Annotated in this window: 13 protein-coding genes; 3 read left to right on the forward strand and 10 right to left on the reverse strand. The window is 58.1% G+C overall.

Annotated features, from left to right (window positions below):
* Positions 1-30: 30 nt before the first annotated feature.
* From LZG00_13600 to LZG00_13645, 10 genes are all read right to left on the reverse strand, one after another.
* A complete protein-coding gene (locus LZG00_13600) occupies positions 31-1,389 on the reverse strand; it encodes a copper oxidase (GenBank protein ID MCF3595028.1) in 1,359 nt (452 codons plus the stop codon).
* An 11-nt stretch (positions 1,390-1,400) separates the two neighbouring features.
* On the reverse strand, positions 1,401-2,861 hold the full coding sequence (locus LZG00_13605; protein MCF3595029.1) for a TolC family protein: 1,461 nt from the start codon (positions 2,859-2,861) through the stop codon (positions 1,401-1,403).
* On the reverse strand, positions 2,861-3,082 hold the full coding sequence (locus LZG00_13610) for a hypothetical protein (protein MCF3595030.1): 222 nt from the start codon (positions 3,080-3,082) through the stop codon (positions 2,861-2,863). The genes LZG00_13605 and LZG00_13610 overlap by 1 nt, the downstream gene beginning before the upstream one ends.
* 1,228 nt (positions 3,083-4,310) lie before the next feature.
* Positions 4,311-5,234, reverse strand: a complete 924-nt coding sequence (lgt, locus tag LZG00_13615; GenBank protein MCF3595031.1) for a prolipoprotein diacylglyceryl transferase — start codon at positions 5,232-5,234, stop codon at positions 4,311-4,313.
* Positions 5,235-5,245: 11 nt separating this feature from the next.
* Positions 5,246-6,568 carry an APC family permease gene (locus LZG00_13620; protein ID MCF3595032.1) on the reverse strand — a complete coding sequence of 441 codons (1,323 nt, stop codon included), beginning with the start codon at positions 6,566-6,568 and terminating at the stop codon, positions 5,246-5,248.
* Positions 6,569-7,369, reverse strand: coding sequence for a hypothetical protein (locus LZG00_13625; GenBank protein MCF3595033.1), 801 nt, complete (start codon positions 7,367-7,369; stop codon positions 6,569-6,571).
* Positions 7,362-8,024 (reverse strand): VTT domain-containing protein, encoded by a 663-nt coding sequence (locus LZG00_13630; GenBank protein ID MCF3595034.1) that lies wholly within the window; start codon positions 8,022-8,024, stop codon positions 7,362-7,364. Before LZG00_13630 ends, LZG00_13625 begins: the two co-directional genes overlap by 8 nt.
* Before the next feature lie 20 nt (positions 8,025-8,044).
* Positions 8,045-8,509 carry a hypothetical protein gene (locus LZG00_13635; GenBank protein ID MCF3595035.1) on the reverse strand — a complete coding sequence of 155 codons (465 nt, stop codon included), beginning with the start codon at positions 8,507-8,509 and terminating at the stop codon, positions 8,045-8,047.
* Positions 8,510-8,611: 102 nt separating this feature from the next.
* A complete protein-coding gene (locus LZG00_13640; GenBank protein MCF3595036.1) occupies positions 8,612-8,998 on the reverse strand; it encodes a DUF302 domain-containing protein in 387 nt (128 codons plus the stop codon).
* 171 nt (positions 8,999-9,169) lie between these two features.
* Positions 9,170-9,760 (reverse strand): calcium-binding protein, encoded by a 591-nt coding sequence (locus LZG00_13645; GenBank protein MCF3595037.1) that lies wholly within the window; start codon positions 9,758-9,760, stop codon positions 9,170-9,172.
* Positions 9,761-9,931: 171 nt separating this feature from the next.
* Between LZG00_13645 and LZG00_13650 the strand changes: the two genes are divergently transcribed.
* Genes LZG00_13650 through LZG00_13660 form a run of 3 tightly spaced genes read left to right on the forward strand, consistent with a single transcriptional unit; the run spans position 9,932 to position 12,371 of the window.
* Positions 9,932-10,654 carry a response regulator gene (locus LZG00_13650; protein ID MCF3595038.1) on the forward strand — a complete coding sequence of 241 codons (723 nt, stop codon included), beginning with the start codon at positions 9,932-9,934 and terminating at the stop codon, positions 10,652-10,654.
* On the forward strand, positions 10,654-12,069 hold the full coding sequence (locus LZG00_13655; protein MCF3595039.1) for an ATP-binding protein: 1,416 nt from the start codon (positions 10,654-10,656) through the stop codon (positions 12,067-12,069). The genes LZG00_13650 and LZG00_13655 overlap by 1 nt, the downstream gene beginning before the upstream one ends.
* Positions 12,066-12,371 (forward strand): SHOCT domain-containing protein, encoded by a 306-nt coding sequence (locus LZG00_13660; protein ID MCF3595040.1) that lies wholly within the window; start codon positions 12,066-12,068, stop codon positions 12,369-12,371. Before LZG00_13655 ends, LZG00_13660 begins: the two co-directional genes overlap by 4 nt.
* The last annotated feature ends 35 nt before the right edge of the window (positions 12,372-12,406 follow it).

Raw genomic sequence — 12,406 nt, forward strand, 5'->3', positions numbered from 1 at the left:
TCTGGTTGGTAAATTGGACCAAAGGGCCGGTCAGCCCTTCGAAGTCGGCTTCGGGGTAATCACGGTTTTAGGGCTGTTGTTGGATGCGAATTCGGGCAGTTCGCCGGTCCACTCATAGGCTTGCTCACCCGGAGGGTTCTCGTACCAGCCGGGATCGGAGTAATCGTCCACATCGATACCATCGCGTACCTTTACAACCGAAAACATGCCGCCCATTTCGATCGGCCCATAAGGGCCCCAGCCTGTCATCATCGCGACGGTATTGTCCGGCAGGGGCATTTCCATCTTGCCCATGTCGGCCATGCCGGCGGTGCCCATCGGCATGTATTCAGGCTGGAATTCGCGGATCTTCCGGGTCAGCGGTTTCTTGTTGACCCCGATAAACGTCGGCACATCGTGGCCCATGGCGTTCATCGTGTGGTGGGACTTGTGACAATGGATTGCCCAGTCGCCCAGATGGTCGGCGGTGAACTCATAGGCGCGCATCGCCCCCACGGGGATGTCGATGCTGACCTCGGGCCATTGCGCGGCCTCTGGCACCCAGCCGCCATCCGTGCAGGTGACCTTGAAGTCGTAGCCGTGCATGTGGATCGGGTGGTTCGTCATCGTCAAGTTACCCACCCGTACACGCACCTTGTCGCCCTTGTTCACGACAAGCGGGTCGATGTCTGGGAAGATCCGGCTGTTCCACGTCCAGAGGTTGAAATCCGTCATCGTCATGATGCGCGGCACATAGGTCCCCGGATCGATGTCGAACGCGTTCAGCATGATCAGGAAATCACGGTCCACCGGCATGAAGGTCGGGTCCTTGGGGTGGACCACGAACATGCCCATCATACCCATCGCCATCTGCACCATCTCATCAGCGTGCGGGTGGTACATGAAGGTGCCGGATTTGATCAGGTCAAACTCGTAGACGTAGGTCTTGCCCGGTGGAATGCCGGGATGGCTCAGCCCGCCGACGCCGTCCATGCCCGAGGGCAGGATCATGCCATGCCAATGCACGGTCGTGTGTTCCGGCAGCCTGTTGGTGACGTAAATGCGAACCCGATCGCCCTCTACCGCCTCGATGGTGGGGCCGGTCGATTGGCCGTTATAGCCCCACAAATGCGCGATCATGCCATCGGCCAGTTCGCGCTCGACCGGTTCGGCAACGAGGTGAAATTCCTTGATTCCATTGTTCATCCGGTGCGGCAGGGTCCAACCGTTCAGTGTGACGACAGGGTTGTAGTCCGGCCCTGTCGAGGGGCGAGGAGTGATCGCGGTGGCAGCACTGTCCATCTGGGCTGCTTCTGGCAAGCCCATGTTCGAGGTCTTGCCCCATGCTTGGGATGAAACGAGCGCGGCCCCTGCGGCCCCGGCTCCGAGTAGTTGACGTCTGTTTATCATGTCCGTTCCTTTCAGTGTCCTGCGCCACCGGCGGCAAGTGTTGCACCCGTCCCACCGGCGCCGCTGCTACCCGCGCCGCCGCCATAGATCGCGGCAGTCAGATCAGCCTGAGCCATGAAGAATTCACGTTTTGCGTTAGCAGATTCGAGCGATGCGCCGAGCCTTTCGCGCACGTCTGTCAGTAGCTCGAAGGTGTTGGTGATCATGCCGTTGTAAGACAGCAAACCTTCTTCCTCGACGGTCTTGCGCAACGGCACCAGAACGTCTCGGTAGTGTCGCGCGATCTTGTAGGACGCGTAATAGGCGGTTTCAGCACCACGCGCCTCAGACCTGACATTGACGGCCTTTTCGGCAAGGACATTCGCCGCCTGGAGATAGGCCAGTTCCGCCTTGCGCATTCGCGCTTTGCCGGTGTCGTAGATCGGAATGGCGAACTCCAACTCAAGTTGCGGGGTGGTTTTTGTTTCGATATCTCCCGCATCCGCCTCGCGCTCCGCCTCAAAGCCCGCGATGAGCTCAAGGTCTGTCACCAGTCGGGTCTGGTCGGTCAATCCAAACGCCGCCGCTTGCGCCTCAAGGCCCATCTTCGCAACCCGCAGATCAAGACGGTTGCGAAGCGCCTTGCCCTCAACGTTGGTGATCCGACCGATAGAACGCGGCAATGTGGGCAGGGCATCGGGCACGTAGTAATCCACGTCGGCCCCCCATAGGCCCATCCGCCGTGTCAGGTCTTCCTTGGCACGGGTCGCGTTCAGGCGTGCCCGCGCCAGTTGTCCTGCCAATTCGGCGTTGAAGGCCTGTTCACGGGCCTGTCCGGCCTTGTTCAGCGCACCTGTTTCACCCAGCTTGCGCGCCAGTTCGGATCCGGCATCGGATGTGGCCTTGGCCCTCTTGAGATAGCTAACTGTCTCGAAGGCAGCGACCGCATTGATCCAGGCCTGTCGTGTCTGATTGGCCAGGGTGAGCGTGTCGTTCACCGCCACCAGCTGTGCCGTGCGGAAATTTACGTCCGCCAGCGCGACCCGCTGCTTGCGCGTCTTGGCGTCCAGAATATTGGTCGTGATCATGCCTTCGATCGCACGGTATGCGCCCAGTTCGGCGGCCCCAATGCCCAACACACCGATGGAGACGACCGGATTTTCAGGCGTCGCCTGTTGCCATGCTTCGGCGGCTGACAGTCCGACATTTGCGTAAGCGGCCTGCAATCCCTTGTTGTTGAGCAGGGCGACCTGAACAGCGGTATCGGCCGAAATCGTCTTGCGATGCACCATGGCGCGCACTTCGCGGCTCAAGGCTTCGCTTTCCGCCTGAGTTTGGGCAAATGCTGTTCGCTTTTCGAGCGCCACCGCGGTTTGACTCGCCACATTGGCAAACCCTGCCTTGGGCTCGGTATAGGCACCGGGGATCGCGGTGGCGCAGGCGCCGAGGACCAAGGGGAAACCAAGGGCAAGCGGGAGGCTTCTAATGCGCATTAGTTGCCCTCCGACTGTTCTTGATTGACCGAGCGCCAGTCACGCGGACCGGTGGGGCCACGATAGGTGTATCCCGCCAAGGGGTTGCGGTAGCTGATCGGTGAGAAAATTGCTGTGTCGGCGACTGCTTGTTGCGCGGTCACGTTAGGCAGCGGCGCAGGTTCGTATGCACATGCGCCGAGTGCGAGGGCCGAAGCCCCCATAAATAGATAAAATTTCATGATGATAACCTGACTGATGGACTTCGAGTTCACGCACGGAAATGCGCAAAGCGAAAACCCTGCTAAGGGCCTTGGATCAGATCAGATGTTGGGGAGGCCTCAGAAGACCAGACGGTTCAATCGAGTCTGTCTGGTCATGAAGCATCAGGTATTTGGCACGTGTGGCGTGTTCGGCGAAAGCGAAACCGGACTCGCTGAGAACACCCGAAACGCAGATGCCGCTGCAACACTGGCCAGACGCGTGGTTCTCGTGATCCGCTTGGGAAGCAGAGCCGCTATCGTCATGCTTGGAACTTGAGGAGGCAGCACCATGCGCATGTTTAGCAACCGCGTGGTCGGCGCTGACTGATGCGACCTGCCGGTCGCTGTGCACGCCAGACTCAGCGTGGGTTGCGGAGGGTGGCAAGAACATCAATGCGCAAGCCACCACAAGGCAAGAGAGCGCCTTGAGATATGCAGAAATGGTATTCCTCATATTCATGTTTAGGTAGTTGGGCGAAAGAGGAAGGCTTGTCAATCCGTGCAATGCTGGAAGATCTCCAACTTTTCCGTGAACTGTACTGATTGTCGCGCATCATGTATTGCAATTGCCGGTATCTGGCTGATGGAGGCGATCCGTCAACCGGTAAGCTTGTTGCCAAGTTCCTGAATCTGCGACCCACCATTATCAGCGCTGCCCTCTATGAGGTTGCCCTCCACGAAAATTGATTCTTTCACCCACGCATGCAGTTTCTATTCTTGCTTGCTGATGTGGACCACCAGGAAAACAGAAGCCGCGTCGGCTATTACAGTAAAACCGCAACTTTCGCGATAGGTCGAAGGAGTGTGATGCCGAGTGACGTGGTCGTTAGCAAGTCGGCAACGCATCTTCTGACCGCAGATGACGGGTGAAAACACTCGTCTCACAGCATGTTCCAGAAGATTGCTGCGCGGACTCAGGCCGAAAGGCCATCACCACCATTTCGGGCAGCGTGAAATCTCTCATCGATCACCCTGCGGTTCAATCGCGATTATCCGACGTGTTTTATTGAGCGAAAGTGGGGCAAATTCCCCCTGGAGTGGAGGTCTTCCTCAAGACATTTGTGCTTGCATGGCGCGATACTTGGATCGCCATGCGTTTGGCAATCTGGCACGGGCAAATTTATTACACCTTGAACGCCACTCAAGTGAGACACGCGTTTGCCCCAAACAAGTCGCTTCGAATGTGGAGGTTCCACAAGATGTAAGGTCAAGTGGCCGCAGTCAAGTCGGTCTCAGAATCACCTCTCAGCCTTCGAAAGGACCACCAGATCAGCCCTAGCCCGGCCGCGATCATCGGCAGTGAAAGCGTCTGCCCCATCGTCAGCCCCCAGGTCCCGAAATGCAGCGCATGTCCAATGGGGTTCTCTTCGGTCACAAACTGCATGTCCGGCTGCCGGAAGAACTCGACGAAGCCTCGTGAAAGGCCGTAGCCCACCAGGAATGTTCCCGTGAGGACACCGGGCTTTTTCAACCAACCGCGCCGCCAGGCAAGGATCAGCAGCAAGGCGCCCAGAACGAGACCTTCCAGCAGCGCTTCATAGAGCTGGGAGGGGTGCCGTGCGCACAGGTCCGTGATGCCGGGGCAAGTTTGCGCGGCCAGTCCTGGAAAAATAACAGCCCAAGGAACATCAGCCGGGCGGCCCCAGAGTTCGTTGTTTGTGAAGTTGGCAAGACGCCCGAGTAAGAGCCCTAGAGGTGTGGCCAAAGCGAGAAGGTCTGCGGTGCTGAGAAGCGGAGCGCGCTGGCGAATACAAAACACCAGACCGGCCACCACCACGCCGACAAAGCCGCCGTGAAACGACATGCCCCCTTGCCAGACCATGGGAATTTCGAGCGGGTTTTGCAGGTAGTATTGTGGTTGATAGAACAGGACGAAACCCAGACGGCCGCCGATAATCACACCGAGGATGATCCATGTGAGCAGATTTTCGACCTGGCCGGGGTTGAGCGGAGGCCCAGCTTTAGACCAAAGCGCAGGTCTCCTGACCGCCATGACGCAAATCCGCCAGCCAATGAGAATACCTGCGATATAGGCGAGGGCATACCAGCGCAGCGCGAAGTGAAAAGTGCCGATATCGATCGCAAAGAGTTCCGTGCCGATATCTGGGAAGGGAATGGCGGCGGTTAGCATGGCTTGTCTTCCTACATGTGCGAGTGTGATTGGGAATGGCCTTCGTCGCTTGGGCGATGACGCAGAAACAGCCATTCAAAAGCGAAGACAGCTGCCATCAGACCGAACGAGACAAGCACGATGAGCGGGTCGCTTTGCCATTTCAGCCCTGCGAAGACCGAAAGCACAACGACGTCCAATATGATCGCGACGAGCATCACCCATCCGGATGCTTTGATTTCCTGCCTCAGGTGGCGGAACACACCCCAGTGGATAATGATATCCATCACCAGATAGAAGAACGCGCCGAGCGAGGCGATCCGGCCGAGATCGAAAAACACCGTCAGAAAGCCGGCGATCACCACAGTATAGACCAGCGTATGATCGCGGACCACTCCTGGCATGCCGAAGTGGCTGTGGGGGATCAGTTTCATGTCGGTTAGCATGGCGAGCATACGGGAAACTGCGAAGATGCTCGCGATCAAGCCCGAGGAGGTTGCGACGATGGCCAGAAGGACGGTTAGATAGAAGCCGGTCTGGCCGAGGGTCGGACCTGCTGCTTCTGCCAAGGCATAGTTCTTGGCGGCAATGATCTGTTCCAAAGTCAGACTGGAACCTACGGCAAATGCGACCAGTAGATAGACAATGACGCAGAGGCCTATGGATACGATGATCGCCCGTCCGACATTGCGATGCGGATCGGTAACTTCGGCACCGCTGTTGGTGATTGTGGTGAACCCTTTGAACGCGAGGATCGACAGCGCCACGGACGCTACAAAGCCTGCGACTTGCGTCGATTGTCGATCAGAAGCAGCCTCGAAAGAAATGCCGCCCGCCCAGAGCGCGGCCGCCCCGAACAGCGCGATGCCGCCGACCTTGATGACGGCCATGACGATCGAGAACAGCCCGACGGACCGGTTGCCTGCGGCATTGATAAGATAGGTAAAGACGATGAGGCCTAAGCCGAGGGCTGGAACCAGCCAGCCGGACCGCTCGATTCCCAGGCCACGCAGAAGATAAGTGGCGAAGGTTCTCGCAACGAGGCTTTCGTTAATCACCATCGACAGCGCCATGAGAAGCGCGGCCCCAGCGGCGATGGTTGTCGGTCCATAGGCCTTTTGCAGGATCATCGCGATCCCGCCGGCCGATGGATAGGCATTCGACATTTTGATGTAGGTATAGGCGCTGAACGCGGTGACGATTGCACCGACAATGAAAGATAGTGGAAAGAGTGGACCGGCGAGCTGCGCGATCTGACCCGTCAGAGCAAATATTCCGGCACCGATCATCACGCCGGTGCCCATTGCGATCGCTCCGGATAATGTAATGCTGTTCGCCTTATATTCCGAAACCATCTAAGGTGCCCTTTCTCTGGATTGCGGCATGTCGTTCGATTGCAGCATTTGTCCTGATCCGCGCGCTTTCCAGCACATGTCGCAAACCGGGTCCCCGGCCGACAGCGTATGAGGCCTCTGGTAATGCCCTCGCCTACCATCGGCGGCGATAAGGTCTGCGCCGGGCCAGTCGTAAAGACACCAGCTTTGCCGGAATGCCTCCAGCATTTCAGGATCCTCGCGACGCTCGGCGACAGCGCGCGCGAAGGTCTGCGGCGGACAATGCGTGAAATGCGTGTGCAGGTCTTCGCCATCCCGAAAGACACGCGTTTCGTAGCCCGGTGCGCCGACCGGACGGAACGGAAAGATCAGCAATTCCTGAATTGTCCAACGAAGCCTGCGCCCCGGATTGCGGCTGACAATCCGTGATGGGAGGGATGACAGCCCGAGCATGCGGCGATAAAGATCCCAACCGACATCGGCCACGACCGAATGTGCAGAGGCCGTCTCGACTCCGTGGGACCGCAGCGCTGCGTCGGCAGCGACCGTATGGATCGCCAGTTCAACCATCAGCCGACTCCCGGCATTCGGAAGCTGCGGCAAATCGGCAATCGCTCTCATCTCCGCGCTTTCGCGCTCCAGCGTGTCGAGGAAGCGGTCAGTGTCGTCGGGCAACCAGCGCAGCGCATCGCCGCTGGTCAGCCGCAGTGTCCGGTTGGCCAGATGCCGATGGCACGTGCGCCTGACGCCTTTCCACAGAAGCCAGCTGATTATTCTCCAACCAAGGGGAGTGCGTTCATCCGCTATAGATTGTTCAGTCATGAGATACCCGCTTTCTGCGCCGGTCCCTTACCGCTACGATGACAAGAGGTGTTAGCGTCAACGCACCCAACCCGATGGCGGCCCAAGCGGCACGCCCTAGTTCTCCACTGACGGCTTCATTGCCGAAATGCGCCAGAACGAAACTGGCTGGAATGATCCCGGCAAGGGTAGCCACCGCAAAGCGCCACAGGTGTAGACAGCTGAATCCGGCAGCGTAGCTGACGATGTCGAAAGAGATAAAAGGCATCAATCGGCTGGCAAAAACCGTGAATGTCAGCAGGTTTTGTGAACCGAGCCAGCCCGTATCCACCTTCTCACCCAACCATCGGGTGAGCACGTCGCGCCCCAGAAACCGAGCCAGCCCAAAGGCGACCAAGGCGCCGATTTCAGCGCCGATGACAATGTAGATGGTGCCCAGTATATGCCCGTATGCGGCACCGGCTGCCAGAGCGATCGGTGCGCTTGGAATCGGCGTGGCCACGATCGCAATGGACATAAGCGCAACGATAAGGATCGGTCCCCAAACACCAGCGGCGTTCACCCAATCGGATATGCGCTCGCCGTTCAGGTTTCTGATAAGATCGGACAAGGGGCCGACGAACAGCGCCACAGCAGCAAGGACGAGGACAGCTGCGACGGCAGCCTTTGCGATCATTCCAATCGAGAATCCAGACGTCACTGAACTCTCCTCACGGGAGATAAAGAACAAGGAGAGATGCAACTGCGAGCAGACGAAAAACGACGCAGAACGACCCAGAACAGGATATACCCTTTCGGAACTGGCGCGCCGAATACCCCTTTGTGGTGCAGAAAACTGTGGTGCAGAAAACCCCGAACGGCATATGCCGCAAGCCCCAGCGGCAAGGCAAGCGGGTTCCGGAGCAACCCAGCAAGCGCCACGGCCCCGTAGAATATGGTGACCCCAAGTTCCGGCCAGAAGGTCGTCATTGACCTGGCCGAAGCGCCAAAGCTGATATTGGCACCCGCGATCAATGCGAGCGCCAGTGCGCCACCCACAACAAAGAGTTCTTCAGCCTCCAACAAGTGGTTCGGCACAATGGCACTGAACCGACCCACTCCAATGGAATTTTTACCAAGGTTCTGGACGGGTGCTAGGGACTGAGTTCCATCGTCTGACATGTTGCGAGACTTCCCTCGTCCAGCCGGTTTCGCGTTCGATTCCCGCCAAGCCTAATGATTCCATTCGCTGGAAGGTCAAGGTATTGTCGAAAAGCACCTCTCTCATGCAGCATCAACAGCCGTGCGCATCATGTCGCGCACTTCGCCCGCAACCTTGTGCAATTCGTCATTGTCGATGGCCTGCATCGAGGCCACCGGGTCGATAGCGCTTATCTCTGTGTCGCCGTCCACTTTGCGCAGGATAACATTACAGGGCAACATCGCGCCCACGCGGGGCTCGATCCCTATGGCCTTGTGGGCCATTTGCGGGTTGCAGGCGCCAAGGATACGGTAAGGCTCCATATCGGCGTCGATCTTCGTTTTCATCGTCGCCTTAACATCGATCTCAGTCAGTACGCCGAAGCCGTTTTCAGCCAGAGCATCACGGATGCGCATTTCCGCGTCGTCAATTTCAACATTTTTCAGGATGCGGTCATAAGTATAAGACATTTCACTTTCCTTTCGATCAATTGAGTGGGGATTTGACCAGCGCCAGGATCGCCAACATGACCAATATGGAGATGAGCAGCATCCAGATGCTGCTCATTTCGAATATCATATTGACAGGTGCCATTCATGTAGGACGGTTCTAGCGTCGGCATCTTGTCGGTGCCTAAATCCTCAATTGTCGTTCATCTTGGCGCCATCACCCATACCCATGCCTTGACCGGGCTGACCCTGCATTTTTCCTTGACTGGCGCGCATCTTCTGCATGCGCTCCATTTTGTCGGCAGGCGCGGTCATTTCGTCGCTTGTGATTTTGCCGTCGCCATCCGCATCAAGTTGCTGGAACCGATCCACCATCATTTCGCGGATCATTGCGCTATGCAGAGTTTCGAACTCGGAAATCGATAGTGTGCCGTCGCTATCGCTGTCATATTCGGTCAGCTTGGTTTGCATTTGCTCGCGCATCTCCTGAGGTGTCACCTTGCCATCCCCATCGGCGTCGAACATCTGCATCATGACGCCGCCCATGTGGCCCATTCCGCCCATCATGCCACCGCCCATCTTGTTGCCATGCATGCGCTGCATCATGCCCGACATGCCATCCATTTTGCCCATCATGCCGGAGCCGCCGTCTTGCATCATCATGCCTGATCGGTCATTCGGCCCGGATTGACCTTTGTGCCCGTGATGGGAATCTGCGAATGCCGCCCCGCCGATGGCGGCTACAGTCAGAACGGTCGCTGCGAAAAGAGTTTTGCGGTTCATGATGATTACCTCGTGATCTGGTTGCGATGGATCACATATGGCAGCGCCAAGTCCCAATGTAATGCCGGGTGAGCAGCCGATTTGTATCACTCGGTCGCAAATGCCTGCTTTGATACACTTCGTGACAAATCTCTTCGGGAAAGCCGCGCGGTAATCATTAGAAGGAACACCATGACTGATCAGCCCCATATTCTCGTTGTGGATGACCACCGCGAAATCCGCGATTCCGTGACACGGTATCTGGAGAAGAACGGCATGCGCGCAACGGCGGCACGCGATGCCGTCGATATGGATGCGAGGCTGGCGAACGGCCAGTTCGATCTGATCGTGCTGGACGTCATGATGCCCGGAGAAGACGGCCTTTCGGTCTGTCGTCGTCTCTCGGCCAAGGGCACCATGCCCATCCTGATGCTGACGGCGCTCGGCGAAGAGACGGACCGGATCGTCGGCCTCGAGATCGGCGCGGACGACTACCTCGCCAAGCCGTTCAACCCACGCGAGTTGATCGCCCGGATCAAGGCGATCCTGCGTCGGGCTTCCCGGCCAGAGCTTCATGCGGGCTCCCTGTCTGGCCGCCGAATCGCATTCGCGCATTGGATCCTGGACGCCGACAGTCGGTTACTCACGCCGGAAGACGGTGAGCAGGTCGATCTGACCGGAGCCGAGTTCAAGCTGCTCACAGTCCTGTTGGAGCGTCCTCGCGTCGTGCTCAACCGCGATCAATTGCTCGATCTAACGGCGAGCCGGGCAGCCTCAGTCTTTGATCGGACCATCGACAATCAAATTAGCCGGTTGCGCCGCAAGATTGAGCTCGACCCAGCGCGGCCGCGTCTCATCACGACAGTGCGTGGCGGCGGGTATTGTCTGGCGGCCGACGTGGAAGTGCTGAGCTGATGCCTCGGATTTTTGACAGCCTTCGGGTCCAACTGGTCCTCCTGATCATTGCGGCACTCGCAGTCGCCCAAGCGGTCAGTCTCTGGCTGTTTGTAGACGAACGCAGCCTTGCCGTGCGCGCCGCACTCGGCTTTGAGGCCGCGGGCCGCGCCGCCAATGTGGTGCGTTTGATCGAGGAGGCACCCGATAGCCTGCAACCAGCAATTCTGCGGGCTGCAAATTCGCCGCTTGTCCGGTTCGATCTGTCGGATGCACCGACTGTCGACCATAAAACCCATGCAGACAGCGGTGCTGTTGAAGCACGGGTGCGTGGTCTACTTGGCCAATCGAACCGCCGAGAAATCCGTGTGGAACTGCATGAGGTCGAACACGGCATAATGCCGATGCCACATCTCACCCCCGAAATGGCTGAAATGCATCTGGCGATGATGCGCGGAGACCTGTCCGCGATCGAAATGCAGCTCTCCATCGCATTGACCAATGGGCAATGGCTGAACGTCGGAACGCGGTTTGAGCGACCGCCACTTCAATGGCCGTGGATTTCGTTTGTCAGTTTCGGGATGACAGCTGCGATCATCCTGGTGGTGGCGTTCTGGTTTTTGCTCACACGGTTGACGGGGCCGCTTCGGCGGGTCTCGCAGGCCGCCGACCAGCTTGGGCGCGGCGAAGACGTTAATTCCCTGCCGCTGATTGGCCCGGGTGAAGTGCGCGATCTGACCCGTGCGTTCAACCGAATGCAGGACAGGCTGACCCGCTTCATTGCCGACCGAACACAGCTTCTGGCGGCCCTGGGCCACGACTTGCGCTCGCCGCTGACGGCATTGCGGGTGCGTGCCGAAATGGTCGAAGAAGACGAGACGCGCGACAGCCTGATCGTCTCCATAGAAGAAATGCAGGAGATGGTGGACGCAACCCTTGCCTTTGCACGAGGGATGGCCAGTGCAGAAAGCTATGAGACGGTGGAACTGGGCGCATATCTCGCGCGCCTTCGATCAGACATGATGGGTGCCTTCACGCTGGAGGATGATGGCACAGCGCCCGTGCGCCTGCGTCTGCGGCCTCAATCGCTGCGACGTGCCCTGCGCAACATCATCGAGAACGCGCAGCGTTACGGTGGCGCGGCCCATGTCGCCTTCGGACAGGATGCCGACCACGCCTTGATCACCGTTTCCGACGACGGCCCCGGTATTCCCGAAACCGATCTGGAACAAGTGTTCGAGCCGTTCTTCAGGCTCGAAAAATCCCGATCGCGTGAAACTGGCGGCACAGGGCTTGGCCTGTCAATTGCCCGGACAATCATCCGTGCGCATGGCGGTGACGTGAGCCTGTCGAACAAAAGTGCCGGTGGCCTTGAAGCGACCGTGACACTGCCACTCGAACTGCAATCTCAGACAGATGAAAGGAAACAATCATGAAAACTCGCATGTTTATCGCCACACCTATCCTCCTGTGGTCCTTAACGGGCCCGGCACTGGCGGACAGCGACCGAGGCTTCGGCCATATGTGGGGTGGCGGATACGGTATGTTTGGTGGCCTGATGATGGTGGTTTTCTGGGGGCTGATCATCGGATTGATCGTGCTCGCAATCCGCGGATTTTCGGGCCGTTCCGACACTGGCGCAGGACAAAGCGCCTTGGACATTCTCAAAGAGCGCTATGCCCGCGGCGAGATCGAAGAAGACGAATATGAGCGGCGGAAGGCGAAACTGGAAAGCTGAATAAAAATTATAACGCTGAGATTGTTGCAGACTGT

Source organism: Rhodobacteraceae bacterium LMO-JJ12, from assembly GCA_021555075.1.
Classification (GTDB): Bacteria; Pseudomonadota; Alphaproteobacteria; order Rhodobacterales; family Rhodobacteraceae; genus JAKGBX01.

Bases quoted from the DNA above. Each gene is read 5' to 3' on its own strand.
- LZG00_13600 (MCF3595028.1), bottom strand. From the start codon at position 1,389: ATGATAAACAGACGTCAACTACTCGGAGCCGGGGCCGCAGGGGCCGCG.
- LZG00_13605 (MCF3595029.1), bottom strand. From the start codon at position 2,861: ATGCGCATTAGAAGCCTCCCGCTTGCCCTTGGTTTCCCCTTGGTCCTC.
- LZG00_13610 (MCF3595030.1), bottom strand. From the start codon at position 3,082: ATGAAATTTTATCTATTTATGGGGGCTTCGGCCCTCGCACTCGGCGCA.
- lgt (MCF3595031.1), bottom strand. From the start codon at position 5,234: ATGCTAACCGCCGCCATTCCCTTCCCAGATATCGGCACGGAACTCTTT.
- LZG00_13620 (MCF3595032.1), bottom strand. From the start codon at position 6,568: ATGGTTTCGGAATATAAGGCGAACAGCATTACATTATCCGGAGCGATC.
- LZG00_13625 (MCF3595033.1), bottom strand. From the start codon at position 7,369: ATGACTGAACAATCTATAGCGGATGAACGCACTCCCCTTGGTTGGAGA.
- LZG00_13630 (MCF3595034.1), bottom strand. From the start codon at position 8,024: ATGATCGCAAAGGCTGCCGTCGCAGCTGTCCTCGTCCTTGCTGCTGTG.
- LZG00_13635 (MCF3595035.1), bottom strand. From the start codon at position 8,509: ATGTCAGACGATGGAACTCAGTCCCTAGCACCCGTCCAGAACCTTGGT.
- LZG00_13640 (MCF3595036.1), bottom strand. From the start codon at position 8,998: ATGTCTTATACTTATGACCGCATCCTGAAAAATGTTGAAATTGACGAC.
- LZG00_13645 (MCF3595037.1), bottom strand. From the start codon at position 9,760: ATGAACCGCAAAACTCTTTTCGCAGCGACCGTTCTGACTGTAGCCGCC.
- LZG00_13650 (MCF3595038.1), top strand. From the start codon at position 9,932: ATGACTGATCAGCCCCATATTCTCGTTGTGGATGACCACCGCGAAATC.
- LZG00_13655 (MCF3595039.1), top strand. From the start codon at position 10,654: ATGCCTCGGATTTTTGACAGCCTTCGGGTCCAACTGGTCCTCCTGATC.
- LZG00_13660 (MCF3595040.1), top strand. From the start codon at position 12,066: ATGAAAACTCGCATGTTTATCGCCACACCTATCCTCCTGTGGTCCTTA.